Annotated in this window: 11 protein-coding genes; 2 read left to right on the top strand and 9 right to left on the bottom strand. The window is 58.6% G+C overall.

Annotation, left to right across the window (positions count from 1 at the left end; all coding sequences use genetic code 11):
• The first annotated feature begins 222 nt into the window (after nucleotides 1-222).
• Together Q2B33_RS07810 and Q2B33_RS07805 are read left to right on the top strand one after the other, a co-directional pair.
• Nucleotides 223-390 (top strand): hypothetical protein, encoded by a 168-nt coding sequence (locus Q2B33_RS07810; protein WP_300783053.1) that lies wholly within the window; start codon nucleotides 223-225, stop codon nucleotides 388-390.
• Nucleotides 391-676: 286 nt separating this feature from the next.
• Nucleotides 677-2,065, top strand: coding sequence for a hemerythrin domain-containing protein (locus Q2B33_RS07805; RefSeq protein WP_300783055.1), 1,389 nt, complete (start codon nucleotides 677-679; stop codon nucleotides 2,063-2,065).
• Nucleotides 2,066-2,447: 382 nt separating this feature from the next.
• Here Q2B33_RS07805 and Q2B33_RS07800 read toward each other — a convergent pair whose 3' ends face one another.
• From Q2B33_RS07800 to Q2B33_RS07760, 9 genes are all read right to left on the bottom strand, one after another.
• Nucleotides 2,448-3,275, bottom strand: coding sequence for an esterase family protein (locus Q2B33_RS07800; RefSeq protein ID WP_300835765.1), 828 nt, complete (start codon nucleotides 3,273-3,275; stop codon nucleotides 2,448-2,450).
• A 125-nt stretch (nucleotides 3,276-3,400) separates the two neighbouring features.
• Nucleotides 3,401-4,798 carry a family 43 glycosylhydrolase gene (locus Q2B33_RS07795; RefSeq protein WP_296478472.1) on the bottom strand — a complete coding sequence of 466 codons (1,398 nt, stop codon included), beginning with the start codon at nucleotides 4,796-4,798 and terminating at the stop codon, nucleotides 3,401-3,403.
• 158 nt (nucleotides 4,799-4,956) lie between these two features.
• Nucleotides 4,957-6,354, bottom strand: a complete 1,398-nt coding sequence (locus Q2B33_RS07790) for an MATE family efflux transporter (protein WP_300815312.1) — start codon at nucleotides 6,352-6,354, stop codon at nucleotides 4,957-4,959.
• Nucleotides 6,355-6,383: 29 nt separating this feature from the next.
• The gene (locus Q2B33_RS07785; RefSeq protein WP_300773858.1) at nucleotides 6,384-7,526 is read right to left on the bottom strand and encodes an alpha/beta hydrolase-fold protein; all 1,143 of its coding nucleotides are present in this window, start codon (nucleotides 7,524-7,526) and stop codon (nucleotides 6,384-6,386) included.
• A gap of 62 nt (nucleotides 7,527-7,588) precedes the next feature.
• On the bottom strand, nucleotides 7,589-9,115 hold the full coding sequence (locus Q2B33_RS07780) for a carboxylesterase/lipase family protein (RefSeq protein ID WP_300783057.1): 1,527 nt from the start codon (nucleotides 9,113-9,115) through the stop codon (nucleotides 7,589-7,591).
• A 78-nt stretch (nucleotides 9,116-9,193) separates the two neighbouring features.
• On the bottom strand, nucleotides 9,194-11,191 hold the full coding sequence (locus Q2B33_RS07775; protein ID WP_300773860.1) for a right-handed parallel beta-helix repeat-containing protein: 1,998 nt from the start codon (nucleotides 11,189-11,191) through the stop codon (nucleotides 9,194-9,196).
• A gap of 105 nt (nucleotides 11,192-11,296) precedes the next feature.
• A complete protein-coding gene (locus Q2B33_RS07770) occupies nucleotides 11,297-12,904 on the bottom strand; it encodes an alpha-L-arabinofuranosidase C-terminal domain-containing protein (RefSeq protein ID WP_300783059.1) in 1,608 nt (535 codons plus the stop codon).
• A gap of 131 nt (nucleotides 12,905-13,035) precedes the next feature.
• On the bottom strand, nucleotides 13,036-15,369 hold the full coding sequence (locus Q2B33_RS07765) for an alpha/beta hydrolase-fold protein (protein WP_300783060.1): 2,334 nt from the start codon (nucleotides 15,367-15,369) through the stop codon (nucleotides 13,036-13,038).
• Nucleotides 15,370-15,418: 49 nt separating this feature from the next.
• Nucleotides 15,419-18,436, bottom strand: a complete 3,018-nt coding sequence (locus Q2B33_RS07760; RefSeq protein WP_300783062.1) for a family 43 glycosylhydrolase — start codon at nucleotides 18,434-18,436, stop codon at nucleotides 15,419-15,421.
• Nucleotides 18,437-18,495: the final 59 nt, after the last annotated feature.

Raw genomic sequence — 18,495 nt, 5'->3', positions numbered from 1 at the left:
GAACCCGTGTTACCGCCGTGAAAGGGCGATGTCTTAACCGCTTGACCATGGAGCCGCTGCAACCTTAACAAAGGATATGATATCATATTTTCCTATGCTTGGCAAGAGGGAAATTTACAATTTTGGAACCTGCCTCCGCCTTTTTGTGCCGTGTTTGACAAGACACGGGGAAATGGTACAATTACCTGTAGATTTGCTATATGCTGGAAAGGATGGATTTCTATGCGTATACCCGAGCAGAAAGAGCGGCGTTCCCTGGTCCTCAGTGAACAGACTTTTCCGATCATCGGACAGATTACTGCAGGGATGCCAGGCGGTTTCTTCATATATTATGCCGACGGGGACGAGGGGCTGATCTACGCCAATCATGCCCTGGTCCAATGCCTTTGAGGAGGACCGCCAGGCTGTTCTCTCCGCCGGCATGAACGCCCATCTTGGAAAGCCCATCGATATCGATAACCTCTTCTCCGCCTTGCGGAACCTCCTGGGAGATTCATAGGCATCTATTGTCTCCCCTGCCCCTCGAAAAAAATGTCATATGCTGGCACATTTTCACAGGTCATGGAATAAAATATACAAATGGCCCGAAATTGCGCAGGGAAACGGAGCACCGTATGTGTCAGCCGGGCATGTCAGGCGGGGACTGAAAGCAGTCCTGCGCTTTGAGGAGGAAGGTATGGGAAATCGTTTGGTATGGGATGAACGGTATAATATAGGGGTTGAAATCATCGACAGGGAGCACAAAAAGCTCTTCGGCATTCTGGGCAAGCTGTTCGACTTCGGGAACAGGGCGGAGAAAAGCCACTTTGCCTGCCAGGAGGCGATAAAGTACTTCAAGGATCACGCTATCCAGCATTTCTCGGACGAGGAGGCCTATATGGATTCCATAGATTACCCGGGGCTCAGGGCCCACAGGCGCATCCATAAGGATTTCCGGGAGCGGATGCTCCCTGCCCTTGAAAGCGAGCTGGAGATGACGGGATTCTCCGCCACCTCCATCCACCATTTCCTGGGTGTGTGCGCCGGCTGGCTGATTGCGCATACCATGATCGAGGATCATATGATCGTAAGCGGCGAGCCCGTCATGCACTGGGAAAACCTGCTGCCGGAGGAGGAACAGGCCATGATGGGGCAGACCGTAGCCAGCATTCTACACAGCATGTTCCGGCTGAATCCCCAGTTGATCAGCAATTATTATGCCGGGGAGCAATTCGGCAGAGGCATCTGCTGTCGGCTGGTCTATAGCGACGGAGAGAAAAAGAGCTGGGAATTCCTCCTGCTTTTCGAGGAGCAGCTTGTCGGCAGCATCATCGGCAATGCCGTATCGTCGAAATCGGAAACCACGGCCATGATGCTGTCCAATGTGGCCAGCTATGCGGCAACGCAGCTTGTAGAGCGCGTCAGGCAGTATTTTCCGTCACTGAAGCCTCTTGTTCTGAAGGAGGAACAGATTCTGACCTATGAGCAGTTCTACAGGATGTACGAGAGGCTGAGCCCCCAGTTCAGCTTCCTCTTCGACACAGGCAAAGGATACTTCGCTTATTGCATGGCCGCTTCCCACATGCCCCTTTCCGGGGACGGCATCACGGCGGTCGCTAAGGACGCTGTCGCTGCGCTTGAAAGCCGTCTGCGCCTTGACGATCCCCTGCCGCATCCCTGTCCCGACAGTGCCGTGGAAGCCGAAGCAGACCGCCGAAAGATACTGGTAGTGGACGACTCGGACTTCATGCGCAGAGCCATGCTCGACCTGCTGGGTCGGGATTATGAGGTGCTGACGGCAGATTCCAGCATGTCCGCCATCCGAAGCATCACCCTTGCCCGGCCGGATCTGGTGCTGCTGGATTACGAGATGCCCGTCTGCAACGGAGGCCAGATGCTGGAGATGATCCGCTCGGAAAAGGAATTCGCGGATATCCCCGTCATCTTCCTCACCTGTCGGGTGGACAGGGCGAGCGTGGAAAAAGCTATCTCCTTAAAGCCTGAGGGCTATCTGTCCAAATCCCTCTCCGCAGAATCCGTGAAAAGGGAAATTGACCGGTTCTTTGAGAAGAGAGAGCGGCGGTGATTGCCGTTCCGTTGTGGCAAATATCAATCATATAAATATCACAGGGCGACAGCTTCATATTTTCGGTAGATAGGCTGGCCGCAAGTTCAGCGGACTTGGTCTTAAGCATTTTTTTGATATCGCCGCCGTCAGCCGCCAGCACCACACGATATCCGGCTTCCTGTATAAAGTCATGCAGCAATGCCTGTATGGATAGATTGTCCTCAACAATTAAAATTTTACTCATAGCGCACCTCTGACTGTAATTATAACAGCGTAATATGAATCTATTGTGTAGATTTGAATTTTTTTCGTGCAAAAAAGGCGGTACAGCCCTTGTAACCGGGGCGATACCGCCTGATTTGAAACAACTTCCCTTTCACCGAAAACCCTGCTTCCGCCCTCAGCAGAAGAAAATCTGCAGGGCGTGGTACAGATGAAGCTGCCATGCCTTCATATCATGGACTCCTCCAGGGATGGTGTAGAAGTCGTAGTTCTTCCCCCTGACAAGTTGAGGGCAGGCCTGCTCCGCCTTCTCCATGATTTCCTTATGCTCCGGGTAGGCAATGTCCTTGTCCCCGTTGCAGCAGAACAGGTAATCCAGCTTCAGCCCCCTGGCCTCTCCCTCCGCCAGGGTCTTCCTGATGCGCTCCACCTCGGGATCCCGCTCGCCCTGGGGGCCGCAGCAGCCGGAGAAAGGCCCGTACCAGGAGAACAGGGCGAAATTATTGTAAAAAGCAGCCCGGTAAGTGGTCATGGAACCCAGGGACAGCCCTGCGAACGCCCGGTGGCTCCGGGTCTTCACCAGATTTTCCTCACTGACATCGCCCTCTGTCCAGGTGGAGAAAGCGCTCTCCACGGCGGGAATCAAGTCCCGGCGCAGCTCATACCGGAAATGCTCCGTGATGTCCATGTCCTTGTCTGCCTCCTCGCCCCGGTAATAGGTGGGAGTGACAATGATGCAGGGCTCGCAGATTTTCTTCGCCATCATATTGTCAAGGATGGTCACGGTATCCGGGTAGTCCTTGAACCACCAGTCCTGATTCGCCCCGCCTCCGTGGAGGAGGTACAGCACATTGTACTTCCGGCTTTCATCGTAGCCGCAGGGAAGGTACACCCAGGCTTCCTTGTGCATGGGATGGCTGGCGTCCCCCTCATAGGTCTGTGTGTCATAGGAAAACTTCCTGACCTCTCCCCGCTTTTCATTTTCCGCCGTCATTTCGGCTGGCATTTCATAAATATATTCCATTCTGGTACATCCTTTCTTCCCCTTGGGATTCCGCCTTGTCCAGGTCTGCGGTTTCCGCCCCGGAGCCTTACAATCTACAGCCCCTCCGGCTCCGGGGCTTTTCCATATCACAGCAGCGCGAAGGACAGCAGGCTGGCTTTCCCCTGTCCTCTGTAGGTAAAATACAGCGCCTGTACCCCGTCCGGCATTTCGATGTCCGCCTCATAGTCCTCCCACACATTGGTGTACACCACCGGGATCCGGGCCAGGACTTCCCCGTCCCATTTCGTCCGCACCTCAAAAGCGCCGTCCGCATAGCCTCGCACCGTGACGCGGATCTTCGTCACGCCCTGCATGTCAAAGTATTTGAATCCCGCCGTGGCCGAATCCGTGATATTGGCGATGTACCCGGGCTCCTCGTCCCCGTCCCTGCCGTCCTGCATCACCCTGGGCTGCTTGTCGCCGCCCACATGGCCCGTGGGCTCATCCGTGAACAGGCGGCACACGATATGGGCCGGATACTCTCCCTTTCCCGCAAGGGGCCCGCCGTTCAAGCCGCAGGATGTGAGCTCCGCCTGGGCAAAGCTCCCGTCCGCCGAGAGCGTCAGTTTCTCCGCGCACCCCTGTCTGCTGTACCAGGTGCCGTTAGTGTGCCTGTGATAAAAAATATACCACTGGCCGTTTATCCCCACCAGGCCCCCGTGGTTGTTGGCCCCGTAGGCCATGGGCAGGTCGCCGGGCTTGTCGTGGTCGATATGCATGTCGCAGTTGCTCACCAGGACGCCGCGGTACACGAACCCCTCCCTGGGATGCTTGCTTGTGGCATAGCACAGCTCATGCATCACCTCCGAGGAGTAGACAAAGTAATAGGTATCCCCGATCTTCCGGATGGAGGATGCCTCGAAGAAGGAATGCCCCTCGAATCCGCTCCCCTGGCAGTGGGTGTAGCCCGGCACCACGCACACTGGGGCTTCCAGCACTGTCAGCATGTCCGCGTCCAGCACCACCGCCATGGAGCCCGAGCGGTCCTTGTCCCATCTGCCGCTGAAGCCGGTGTAGAGATAGGTCACTGCCCCTTCCGTCAGCACCGCCGGGTCGAACTGAGGCTCGTCTCCCTCCTTATCGCCCAGCCTCACGCCGTCCGGATAATGGACATAGCCGTAGAATTCATACCGCCCCGCCGGAGTATCGCACACGGCCACGGACACGATGTGCTGTTTGTCCAGCACATAATAGAGATAATATCTGCCGTCCGGCCCCTTCGTCACGTCCGGGGCATAGAGGCAGGCTTTCCCCTCCCTGTTCAGGGGATCCTCATTCCTGGGGTAGATCACGCCCTCGTAGCGCCAGTCCGAGAGATCCTCCAGCGGGGCGGACCAGCACACATAATCCCCCATGCAGAACACGAATCCATTGTAAAAGTCATGGGAACCATAGACATAGACCCTGTCTCCGAAGACATGGGGCTCACCGTCCGGTATGTACTCCCAGGACGGCAGATACGGGTTGAAGGCTTGTTTCTTCATTTTAGGCTTCCTCCTTTTCGAGTCAATTACTCAGAATCTTCAGGCCCGATTCAACATGGCTTTCAGGCCCCTGTTACAAAACGTCTGCTTTTGTTGCGAATCCCTGTTTCGAATCCGTAACATGTTCATCGGAACTTCGGCCGCTTCCCAGCCTCCCCTCACGCGCTTGCTCCACCCTGTTTCCCCGTGGAGATCCTCTTGATCCATTTTCCGCTCCTAAGCCGGAACACGCACCACACGGTCTTGGCGATCTGGTCGAATTTCAGGCAGGTATAGATCCAGAAGGCCGGGAGATGCAGCGCGAAGCCTGCCAGCAGCCCCAGAGGGATGGACAGCACCCACAGGAAGATATTGTCCGCCAGCATCAGCATCTTGGTATCTCCGCCGCCCCTTAGGACTCCCTTGGTCATGATGCTGTTAGTGGACTGGAAAATCATGATCAGTGCGATGGCCTCCATCAGCTGTCCGGCCACCCCCGCCGTCTCCTCAGACACATTGTAGGCACCGATTACCGGCCCGCTGATCACAGTGATTACCAGAGCGGCAAAGAGCCCCAGGGCCAGTCCCAGCCCCATGAACGCGTAGCCCTGGCCCAGGGCTTTCTCCCGGTCCCCCTCTCCCAGGGTCTGTCCGGTAACGATTGCCCCTGCCTGGGCCACTCCCTGGGTCAGCACATTGCTCATCTGCTGGGTGACGCTGGTGATGGCATTGGCCGCCACAAAGTTTACGCCCAGATGCCCCACCACCATGGCCACGGTGTTGTTGCCGATGGCCAGGATGCCGTCGCTGACCAGAACCGGGATGCTGATGCGCACATACTCCCCTATCAGATCCCCTGTCTTCATGCCCAGATGCCTTATCCTAAACCCGATGGCTTTATCCTTGAAGAACAGATAGCCGCAGATCATGCCCGCCTCGAACACCCTGGCAATCAGCGTCCCCAGGGCAGCGCCGGCAATCCCCATCCGGGGCATCCCCAGCTTCCCGAAGATAAAGGCGTAATTGGCCGCGATGTTCACGCAGAAGGCCCCCATGGACACATACAGCGGCATCCGCACCTGGCCCACGCTGCGCAGCACGATGGTGCAGACCAAAGACAGCCCCAGAAAGAAATAGGTGATGACGGAATACCGGAAGTAGATGATGCCCAGGGAGATGATGTCCTTTTCCGTGGTGTACATCCCCATGATGGCGCCCGGAATGGCGATGGTGGCAATGGCAAAGGCCAGAGCCAGTCCCAGAGTCAGCCTCACCATGATGCAGATGGTCTTCTTCAGGGCCTGTGCCGACTTCTCCGGTTCGCTCTCCCGCATCCCCCAGTACCTGGAGACCATCACCGACGCCCCCATGCCCAGCCCCATGCAGAAGATATGATAGATATTGATGAACTGGTTGGCCAGGGAAGTGGCGGAAAGCTCCACTTCCCCAAGGGTCCCCACCATAATGGTGTCCAGCATATTGACGCCGATGGTAATCAGGCTCTGCAGGGCTATGGGGAGGGCCAGCGTCAGCACCCTCCCGTAGAATACCCGATCCCCGGAAAAAAGTTTTTTCATTGTTTTTAACATACTTACCCCCCTGCCCTTCAGGATTTGGGAAGAAGCTTCAGGAACTCCCTCAGGCACTTCCGCCATACCGTCCACTCATGATAGCCCGGACAGGTGTAGGCGGTGTACGGAATCCCTTTGTCCCGGAATTCCCCGAACTGCTCCTCCAACGCGGCCACGATCCGCTCCTCCTGCTCCCCGTACCCGAAGAACAGCAGCTTCACTCGCTCCCGGAAGGCCTCGGAATCTTCGAAGGCTTTCATGTAGTCTTCCTTTGCGTACCACCGTCTCTGGGGCGTGCCGCTGAAGATGCCGATATAGGGGAACATCCCCAGATGGTTCAAGGTGGTCATGATTGTCTGATAGCTGCCCATGGACAGCCCCGCCATGGCCCGCTTTCCCGGCTCCACGGTATACTTCCCCTCGATATAGGGCATGCAGTCCTTCAGCAGCATGCTGTCGAAATCCCCTGCCAGGAATTCCTCCGGCTCCGGCCCCGGGCAGTACAGGCAGTTCAGGACAATGAGCAGCTTGGGGCACTCTCCCGCGGCAATCAGATTGTCCGCAATGAGATTGGCTTTCCCCTGCCAGAGCCATCCGCTCTCGCTCTCTCCGCCGCCGTGCTGGAGATAGAGCACCGGATATTTCCTGTCCCCCTCCTGCCCGTATCCCGGAGGCGTATAGACATAGCAGGCCCTGGTCCGCCCGGTGACGCTGCTGGGGAAGTATTCCAGGCGCACCTCCCCGTGGGGCACATCCTTCAGGAAATAGAAATCACCGTCCCCCTCTTTTTCAAAGAAATTCACCGCCTTGTGCGCCCCATAGCCCACAGGGGCCTGGGGGTTTATCACGTTCATCCCATCACAAAAATACTCATGATAGTGAAATCCGGGGGGAATCCCGGGCACAGTGGCCCTGAAATACCCATTTTCATCCTTTTTCATGGGATGGTGTTCATTGGTCATGGCGCTGTTCCCGAACCCTGCCACCTCCACAGACTTTGCCTCCGGGGCGTAGAAGCAGAAGGTCACGTCCCCGTTCTCCTCCACTCTCACCCCCGGTTCCTCCTCAAAATGCCTGGGGCCAATCCCTTCCGGCCCCTTGTGCAGCCGCATCTGCAGATACACCGGGTCAAAGAAGATTCCATGGCTCTCCAGCGCTTCGTTTCTATGGTTCTGCATGAATTCATGCACTCCTTTCCGTCAATGCCATATCCCGCATTCTCCCATCGCTTTCTCTGGCCTCAGCCCCTGCCGATCATGTCACCGATCTGTTCTATGATAAGCCTTGTGAAATCCGATTCCTGATTCGTCTGCGCCACAGGGCCCTCCCCGGTGAAGAGCATCCGGGTCCGATGTTCCGGGGTGTAGCAGTCCCAGTAGGGCATATCGCTGCCGTCCGCGTCTTTTCCGTTGGGATTCCCCGTGGCGATGAAGTTGGCCCAGTAATTGCACATCTGCCTGGCCAGATCGTAATGCCTGCCCACGAAAGGCCTCCAGCATTTGGCCAGGGTCTCAAAGAAGAACCACAGATCCACGGAGTGGAAGGTGCCGGGATCGTCCCAGCCCGGGATGTCCGCCTGGAAGCTGTAATAATAGTTCTTCCTGGGCTTTGCGCCACCGGCGTTGGCCAGGAACTCGCTCCTCACCGTACAACTGATCCCGCTCACCGGGGCATAGCCCCTCTCCGTCTTCACCCGGGACTCGGGGCAGGCCAGGAACCGCTCTGCCCGCTCTCCCAGAAGCTCTCGGGCCATGCGCTCCAACTGCGCCTCATCGGCGGCCGGGATTTCATTGTGGAACTCGTCCCCTGTGTTCCCTGCCATCACCGCCACGTCCACGCACTCTCCCTTTGCGTACAGCACCAGGGGATCCCCCACGCAGAAGCGGTTATCCAGCACCGTGAACATGGCCGGATGCTCTCTGGTGTACTCGTCGTAGCGGTCTCGGATGAATGCGGCGTCCAGCTTCCGGGCCTCCTCCAGGGTCTTCACCCCCAGGAAGTCGAAAAAGGCCGCCCCGTTACGCTCCGCGCTGTCCAGCTTCTCCGGATCTCCGATTCCCCCTTTCCTGTAGGGGCTGCGGATCATGGCGCTCATGATGATGGCTTTCTGGAACAGGCCCTCATTGTCCTTACAGGACATCTGACTCAGCACGCTGCCGCCGCCTGCGGACTGCCCCGCGATGGTGACATTGCCCGGATCGCCGCCAAAGGCCGCGATGTTGCGCGCCACCCATCTCAGCCCCGCCTGCTGGTCCAGGCTGCCGAAATTGGACGGCGCCTCCGGCTGCTGCGCGGTGAGGTCCGGATGGGCCAGATAGCCGAACACATTCACCCTGTAATTCACGGACACCACCACGATGCCCCTCCTGGCCAGGCGCTCCCCGTCGAACTCCATCTCCGCGGGATAGCCGCACTGCAGCCCGCCTCCGAAGAACCACACCAGTACCGGGCGCTTCTCCGACGCATCCTTCGCCCCGGTCCACACATTCAGGTACAGGCAGTCCTCGTCCATGTCGATCTGGGGATCCACATGCCATTCCCTGCAATAGATATCGGTTCCCAGGCCCGGAATGCTTTGCATGGAAATCGGCGCGAAACGATATGCCTCTCTGACGCCCTCCCAGTCCGCCGCGGGCTGCGGGGCGCGCCATCTGTTCTCCCCCACCGGAGGGGCCGCAAAGGGAATCCCCTTGAATGCCGTGATCCTGGGGTCCGCCGCCTCGCTTCCGCGCACCATGCCGTTTTCTGTCTTTGCTGTTCTGATCATCTATGCCTCCTTGCTCCTGTTCTGCTGCCCCGGGGCACGCCGACTGCTAAGCTGCCGGGCCCCGGGCCGCCCATAGCTCTATTGTCTCTTCCTGGGGTCGATATGGTATATCCCGCCCTCTTTCAGCTTCCGCAGCGGGCCCGGAACCACATAATCGCCCTCTCCGGCTTCTCCCAGGAAATCCTCCGCCCATAGGACCTGGCGGTCAATCCGCGTCTTTTCCTCCAGGGCCCGGACTTCCAGTTTTCCCATATCCTCCACATGCTTTATGTGCTTCCTCCGCTCCAACTGCCCCGGCATGGCGAACATGGTCTCTCCCGCCTGCTTAAAGACAAGAGTGTAGTTTTGCGTATCCACCTGAATATCGAACCATCCCTCCTGTCCTGTCAGGTCGAATCCCTCAAATTCCTGCCAGGCCGGCAGATTCAGGCATACCTCCGGCTCCGGATAGAGCACCCGCAGATAGCCGCCCTTCAGCTTCACGTACAGATTGCCCTCCGAGGCATTGTCCCTGGTGGGGAATTTGATGGCTGCCTCCCCGCAGTCGTAGAAGATGTTCCCTGCCAGCACCGCGTCCCTGGAGGTTCCGCCCCGCTCCAGGCCGTGCATGCGGAAGCCCACCGGTTTGGCGAAATATCCCGCGCTCCTGCACTTCCCGATGAGATTGTTCACCACCCGCATGCGGTCCGTCCCCTCCCCGTACACGGCGTATCCGTTGACGACATTGTCTTCAATCATTTTATACCACCCGGAGGAACCGGGCTCCGCCGGGACGGCATTCCTGTCGAACCTTCCCTCCACGTTCCAGAAGATATTGTGGTCAATCAGGTTCACGCCCTCCTTGGTGCACTCGATGAAGACCGCTTCCCTCTGCTCTATGCCGTCCAAAAACAGGTTCCTGGTAATCCGGTTGTTCTCATTGCCGCAGTCCAGCCAGATATGGTCCGCCCGGAAGGTGTCCCGGAAGATATTGCGGCGGAACAGGCCGTTTCTGCTGTTGTGGAGCTTCATCCCTCCCGCTTCCCAAGAGAGCTCCATGCGCTGCCACCCGGTCCCCGCAATCAGGCAGTCCTCCACCAGCATATTCTCCGCATGGAGCCCTGCGATGCCGCACACTCCCGCGTCCCGCACCGTGCATCTGCGAATCACGGTGCTGCCGATGATCTGCCCTTCCGTCCACTGATGATGCCAGCACTCGTTCCCCACGTCGATTCCCACGGCATTGGACCAGTCGATTGTGCAGTCCTCTATGATCCAGTGATGCCCCCTGTGGCAGGACAGTGCCCCTCTCTGGGGCACGGGCGCTCCGGTGGCCGCGTGGGCGAAGGTGAGCCCCTTTACTCTGATGTAGGACAGGAATGGCTCCTGGGGCGCGAAGCACTGCTCCCTGGAGGTGAGCTCGATCACATGCTCCGCCGGATCTCCGTCCCCGGGAAGACGGAAATGGACAGTCTGGCCGTTGGCCTCCACCCAGTACGTCCCCTCCTCCCGGGCCATCTGGTGGTACAGGCTCACCTGTTTCAGGGGCCTTCCATCGCAGAACACCATCCCCCTTCGGTTCAGATAAGTGGTCATGTCAGTCTTGTCGTATTCCAGGAACAGCCTGTCGTGGAGAATGTTCACCGCGCAGAAAGGATTGTAGCCCCGGAACATATCCGGATCCAGCCTGTGCTGCCAGATCCGCATCCCGGTATTCACAGGCTCCCCGGGGAAGCCGCCGCTGCGCCAGCCTGTGCTCTTCTGAAAATCGAAGACCTGTTCCGACGCTTTGACGATCACTTCCCCGTCGCCGAAGGCCTCATAGCTGACCATCTTCTCCGGGGACGTCCCGCCCCTCCTGGGCCTGACCCACTCTCTGTAGGTTCCGCCGTGGATTAGGACACGGGTTCCGGGCTCTGCCGCCTCCGCTGCCTCCTGGACGGAAAAGAAGGGGTTGGCAGCGCTGCCGTCCCCTTCCCCCTTCTTCCCGCGAGTCCCGTCCACATGTATTTCCCTGTCAAAAATGTTCTCCTTCTCCCAGAACGGAAACCGGGTTCCGTCCGGGAGCAAGGCTGTGGTGTCCTCTTTTTTATTCATATTTTTCCCATTCCGCGGACATCTGCCCGCTCTCTTTCTCTGCTTCTTCCGTTTCCGATGCGGGACACCCCCGCGCCGTGCCGCCGTCCGCCATAGAGCGGCGCCTTATTTACCCGCTTTCCTGAAAAGAATCACATTCCAGGACAGGGGCTTCACATGGGTCTTCAGCACGCCGTCCTCAAAGGTTCCGCCCGGATTCTCCACAGGCCGGATGGCGTCCGGTTCCTCGAATGTGTTCCTGGCGTCCAGGTCGGCGGTATGCATCTCCTGATGTCCCGCGAACACATAGTCCTCAAAGCCCTTTACATCCAGGGTCAGAGGATACTCTTCCTCCTCGCTGCGGTTGATGGCGAACACCGCCAGCTGCTCCCGCTCCTTATCCCAGGCGGAGGCGGCGTCGATGTAGTTCACGCCCTCCTTGCCCGTATACTGGGAGGTGTCGTCTATGGCATAGCCGGGCATGTCGAAGGTCTCGCTCTCCACCGCGGTCTCCATGGAGGTGCCCCTGGCGTATTCCATCATCTGGCAGAAGGCGTAATGGGAAGCCGACTTCCACACATGGTCGTGGTCGGAGGCACACAGCGCCCCCAGGCCTCCCGTCATGCAGCCGATCTTCACCCTGTCCGCATGGCGCAGGAACGCCAACTGGATGGAGAGCATGGACAGCATCTGCAGGAGATCCCCGCCGGGCCGGAAACGCTCTTCCATATTGTCGGGATCGTGGAGGATGTATTTCCTCTCCGGGTCGAATCTATAGTGGGCCCGGATCATATTGTGGTAGCCGTAGCCCGGGTGCAGGGGCGTGTTGGGCCGGATCATGGCTCCGTACTCATCGAAGGAGAGCATGATCTTCTTCGGGGAGCGGCATTTCGCCCCGATCAGGTCGCAGAGCGCCACCTCCGTATTGATGAAGTCCTCGTAGTAGACGGAACCGCCCAGCAGCGCTTTCACGTCTCCGGGAGGCGCGCTGTGGTAATGGTGCATGGAGAGATAGTCCACGGAGTCATAGCATTCCTGGAGCACCGTCTCCTCCCACTGGGGATAATGGTCCATGAAAAGCGCCGAGGAGGCGCACACTGCCGTCTCGATGCGTCCGTCGATCCACTTGATGGCCTTGGACACTTCGTTGGCCCGGACGCCGTACCCTCTCGGATCCTTGTCCCAGGAGCCCAACTGCCAGGGGCCGTCCATCTCATTGCCCAAGTACCAGGTCTTCACATCGTAGGGCTTCTCATGGCCGTTCTTCCGGCGCAGGTCGGACCACCAGGTTCCGCCCTCATGGTTGGTATACTCCACAATGTCCATGGCGTCCCGCATGTCCCCGGTGCCCAGGTTGATGGTATAGAGGGGCTCCGCCTCCACCTTCTCCGTCCACTGCAGGTACTCGTCGTGGCCTACCTCATTTGTGATGTACTGGTGCCAGGCCGGGTCCAGCCTGACCTTCCGCTCTTCCTTAGGGCCGATGGAATCCTTCCAGCTCCAGGCAGACACGAAGTTCCCGCCGGGCAGGCGCACCGCCGGCATGTCCGTGGCCTTCAGGGCATCGATGAAGTCCCGCCGGAAGCCCTGTTCGTCGGCGGTGGGGTGTTTCGGGTTGAACATGGTGCCGTTCACCATGGTGCCGATGGGCTCCAGGAAGGTGCTGAACAATCTGGGAGAAATCTCCCCTGTCTCATAGCACGGATGGATCGTGATTTTTGCTTGTTTTGCCATATGTTTCCTTTCTGTCGTCTGTTCTGTTCCCTATACTCTGTCTAATATATTCTATTTTTCATATATTTTCAAATGATTTTATGTTTTCAGGTGTCCGATATAACGCCGGATCCCTCCCGGCCCCCGCCGCTTCAGCGAAACAGCCTAGGCAGGAAATCCTTGGCGCAGTGCCGCCAGAAGGTCCAGTCGTGGTAGCCGTATCCCTCAAAGGTAACGATGGGCACTCCTGCCGCCAGGACGGCCTCCTCATTCTCCTTCGTGCTCTCATAGCTCCACTCCTGCGTCCCGCAGGCCACGAAGAGCATCGCGAACCGCCTGGAGAATTCCTCCGGATCCAGGAGGATAGAGCTGTAGTCCGCCTCCTCATTGCGGATGGTCAGACCGCCGGAGAAGATGCCCGCCCACCGGAACAGCTCCGGATGAGCAAAGACGCATCTCTGGGTCTGCATGCCGCCCATGGACAGCCCTGCCATGGCCCTGTGCTCCTTGTCGGGAATCGTCCTGTAAGTCCTGTCGATAAAGGGAATCCCGCTGCTCACCAATTCCTCCGTAAAGGCGCTCATGGCCGGATGATATGCCCCGCTGTCCGGGAACGCATATCCTGTTCCCATGACCACAATCATCTCTTCCATCCGTCCCGCGGCAATGAGATTGTCCGCCAGATTGGCCAGCTTCCCCTGCCAGATCCATCCCGCCTCGTTCTCTCCGCCGCCATGCTGGAGATAGAGCACCGGGTATCTGCGGTCAGGCTCCTTCTCGTAGGAGGCCGGGGTGTACACATAGCACAGCTTCGTGCGCCCGGTCTCCTCCGACCGGTAGTAGTTCAGGTGGACGGTTCCGTGAGGGTTCTGCCGGATCCTGTATTCCTCAAAATCCTCCTCCGGCATCTCCAGGTAGTTGATGGCCCGGAACCCGCCGTATCCCACAGGCGCGTTCCCGTCCAGGACGTCCACGCCGTTGACCTTGACGCCGTAGTAGTGGAATCCCTTCTCGATCCCCCTCACCTCGCAGGTCCACCAATCCTCTTCCGCAGGCTCCAGAGCAAAACATCCCATGCCCCAGATGTCCGCCTCCACGGTCTTGGCGCCCTTTGCCCTGATCCAGAACCTGGCCTTTCCTTCCGCCGCGTCCACCACTTCCGCGCCGCAGTGCTCATCCTTGTATTTCCCGGCAGGCCTACCCTTCTCGTCAAAGGCATGGACCAGTCCCTTATAAATGGGGTCGAACATCAATATATGCTCCGCGAAGGTCTGGCGGTCCATCTGTTCCGTGTCCAGAGGCACCTCCTGATACGTGAAATCCGCCTCCTCTGTTCCGGAGCCTGTCTGAGCCTGCGCCCCGCCCCGGAAGATCAGCTCCGCGAAATCCCGCAGGCTGGCGCGCCACACATGCCACTCATGGTATCCGGGATAGCATCTCTGCCCTCCCGCCACGCCCAGGGCCCGGAAGCGGTCCGTGTAAGCCTTCTGGGCCTGATCCAGCCCTTTCTCGCCTGCTCCCGCGGTCATCAGCACAGTCTCCATGGGGTATTCCTCATGCCTGCTCAGAATCTCCTCCGCCTCCTGGTCCCGCATGCCGGAGAACACGCCCAGATGGGCGAACAGCTCCTGGAAGCGGGCAACGAACTGGGTGGCCTGGGCGGATCCCAGGGAAAGCCCGGCCATGGCCCTGTTGCTCCGCCCCTTTGCGGTGCGGTAATGGTTCTCGATAAAGGGAATGACATTCTCCGCAATCTCCCTGCCGAAATCCCCCGGGAAGAAGACGGGATCCTCGTCCTTCAGGAAAGCATAGCCGCAGCACATGACCACGATCATCTCCCTGGCTTTTCCCTCCGCGATCAGATTGTCCAGGATGAAGTTCAGCTTGCCGTTCCAGATCCAGCCCGTCTCGTCCTCGCCCACGCCGTGCTGTACATAGAGCACCGGGTATTTCCGCCCGTGCTCCCTGTCATAGGAGGGCGGCGTGTACACATAGCATTTCTTCACATGTCCGTTGACACCGGAGACATAGGTGCGGATCTGGACATCCCCGTGGGGCACATCCTTCAGGAACCAGAAGTCCTCCCCCTCCCCGGGCACTTCGAAAAAGTTGGTGGCCCCAAAGCACCCGTAAGCCACCGGCGCCACCGGGTTGGCGACCTGCACGCCGTCCACATACCAGAAATGATAGTGGAAGCCCGGCGCGATGCCGGACACGGTCTTCGAGAAGTTTCCCTCCCCGTCCCGCTCCAGGGCGATGCGCTCCCGTCCCATGCTGCCGCCTACCCCGGCCACCTCCACTGTCTCCGCCGAGGGGGCGTGTATGGTGAAGGTCACGTCCCCATTGTCCTCCAGCCTTACCCCCCAGATGTCGTCCCGGTATTTCAGGGCAGTCTTGCCGTCCTTTTCCTCCCTGTAGGCCGTCCTGTAGATGGGGTCGAAAAACAGCGGGTGCATGGTCAGTGCCTGATTTCGTTTTGTATGCATATATAACCTCCTATTCCAGTACCGCATGTCTCGCGGACAATGCCAATCATTATCTCTCTCGATATACAAACTCGCTGAACGCCGCGCTTCCGCCGGCCTCTCTGGTGGAGTACACCGTCAGGCCGAAACGGCAGCCGCAGAAATGTTCCATGCTGAACCGAAGCTGATGCTCCGGCCCGATCTTCTGCCAGCGGCTCCAGAAGCTCCTGTCCTTATAATAGAAGGAACATACATCCTTTCCTTCCGAGAAGTCCGCTTCCAGCTTCAGGACATAGGGCTTCTCCTCCACGGGCACTGCAGCCCATTCCTCCTCCGGCCTGTTCTCCGGGGGGAATTTCCGGAATTCTCCCGGCTCCACGGTCCGCACCACCATCTGCAGCTCCCCGTTCCTGCGGGTCAGCCCCAGGAATCCGAAACAGGACTGCAGGGCGCAAAGTCCGGCGAAGTCCCCCTCCCTCAGACCCCCGCCGTCCACGGTGACTTCCGCGGCGCAGCCAGGCATCAGCATCCGCTGGGTCAGGGTATTCCTGGCCTGCAGAAGGGAGGCGCACACCTTGTCGGTAGCGACCTGCCAGGTTCCGGCCTCTCTGTCATGGGCGATCAGGGACAAGTCAGGCTCATGGTTGAATTCCCAGTGCGTCTTCAGATCCCCCTTAAAGTCATCGCTGCCCACCAGAGGCGCATAGACATATCCCGGCCTTGTGCTCTCTACGGGGAAATCCTGGGGAATGGTCCCCCGGTCTCCGAAGACGGGATAGTCATCTTCCCATGTCACAGGCATGAGGAAGGGCACCCGCCCCACCGCCCCGCTGTCCTGGAACTGGATCGCGTACCATTTCCCCTCCGGCGTATCTACGATAGGGCCCTGGGCCACGCCTCTGTTCGGAAGCCCGCAATCGTCGTCCAGCACGTCTCCGCCCAGGAACTCCCCTTCCAGGGAATCCGCCACGAAACAGCTTTCCGTCCTTTTCCACACATCGGGCCTGGAATGGATCAGAAAGAGATAATATTTTCCGCGGATCTTATACAGGTGGCTGCCCTCATAGCCCAGGTGCGGATTGTCCTTATCGCTTACAATCAGGCGATGGAGCCCGCCCTCCAGAGGAGCGCTTAAGTCCTCTTTCAACTGTGTCAGCCAGATTTCCCGGTTCCCGTACACGATGTAGACCTTGCCGTCATCATCGAAGAGCAGAGAGCAGTCGTGGAAGAATCCTTCTATATAGCGCTTCTCCCAGGGGCCCTCCGGCCGGGAAGCCGTGTAGAGATAGGTCTTGTGGGTATCGTTCGCCACGAAGCACACATAGTAGGTGCCATCGTGATACCGCAGGGATGCCGCCCACATGCCCTTGCCGTAGATGTTCTCCTCCCCCTCCAGGGTCTGCCCCGGCGTGCTGTCCAGCTTCTCATATACATAGGAAAGATGCTCCCAGTTCCGCAGATCGTAGGAGCGCAGGATTTCGCAGCCCGGCATGAAGTGCATGGTGGTGCTCACCATATAATAGGTATCCCCCACCCGGATGGCATCGGGATCCGGATAATCCAGCCTGGTGATGGGATTGATCGCCGGATATTGCGCGGCGCGCCCGTAGGAATATCCTCTGTCCGACACGACCTTCCCCGGTCTCCACTCAAAGTAGGCCACGCCGTTTTGCTCCACAGGGAAAGAGATCTCCAGCCTGCCGTTCTTCGGCTTCACCCGCCTGGTCTCCACGAAAGGACGGGCGGCGTCCCGCAGCAGCCTGCATTCCTCCGGGGACAGGTTCGCCGGTTCGCCCATGTCATGCCATATTTTCAGCGGATTGCAGCGGGCCTCGTCCACCGTTTTCGTCAGCAGGCATCCCTCCCGCTGCTCCTCCATCTCCAGGGTCAGCAGATACTTCTCTCCTGTCCGCCTGTCGGCCACATTCCATGCCACCCCGCGGTAGCTGCCGTCGTCCATGCTCATCACTACGGCATTATCGTTTTTCAGGATGCAGTGCCCCTTCCCTTCCTTCAGCTTCTTGAAGAAGGCAAAGCTCCAGAAGGTGGGCTTGGGGATACATCCGTTGGCCACCAGGCCGAAGCCTCCGTGGAAGGGCGTAAAGGGCACGCCCTGCTCCTCGAACACGTCCCCGAAGGTCCAGTAGGAATAGGATTCATTGTCATCCCCCAGCCTGGATAGCTGACGGGCTATGTAAGCCGCGTTCTGGTTGGTGTCATGCAGCGGCGCATTGGGGATATAGGAGGTATTGAACTCCGTGATGTGGATTTCCCTTCCCCGGTATTCCGGGAAACTGTCTATAATCTCCCTGGTGGTGTGCAGATTGGCGAAACCGTCCTCGGCCCGCATCAGCTCCGGGTAGCCGTAATGCCCCACCCGCTCCGGCACTTCGGTGGTATAATGGTGCCTGGTGACAAAGTCCGGCGCCAGCCCGTTGTCCCGGCAATACTCCAGGAACGCCCTGATCCATACCTCATCGCTGCCTCCGCAGACTGCCGGTCCGCCTACCCGAAAGCCCTCATCCACTTCCTTCACTGCCGTAAAGGTCCGGTGGAACAGCCTGAAATATTCCTGCATGTCGGCGTGCTCCCAGAATCCCGGCAGGTTCGGCTCATTCCATACCTCGATGGGCCAGCCCACCACCTCCTCCCGTCCGTAGCGCCCGCACAGATGTACCAGCAGCGCCTTCACCATCTCCGTCCACTTCTCGTAGGAAGCGGGGGGCGTGGTATTTCCCTTCCAGTAAAAAATCGTCTGTCTCCCGCTGGCCATTTTCTCCGGCATGAAGCCCAGTTCCAGGAACGGCCTGATCCCCAGCTCCAGATAGCTGTCCATGACCCTGTCCAGATAGGTGAAATTATATTCCGGGACGCCGTCTTCCGTCTCCTGGTAGATCGCCATGTCATCGCAGAATAGCCCGTGCCCCCTGATATACCGGAAGCCGATCTCCTCCTGCACCAGCTTCAGCTGCTCCAGATACTCCCGGTGGAGGGCCAGGCCCATCCGGCCGGTCCCCACGCAGAAATCCACCTGATTGCGGAATTCCGCTCTCCCTTCCGGCGCCAGTACAATCCTTTTTTCTTCCATATTTATGTCCTCCGTATGCTATTACGTTTTAGCACGATTTATAAAAACAGCGATTCCAG

Source organism: uncultured Acetatifactor sp., from assembly GCF_948601915.1.
Taxonomy (GTDB): Bacteria; Bacillota; Clostridia; order Lachnospirales; family Lachnospiraceae; genus Acetatifactor.
The sequence above is the reverse complement of the archived record's forward strand: the minus strand, read 5'-3'. Positions and strand labels throughout refer to the sequence as shown.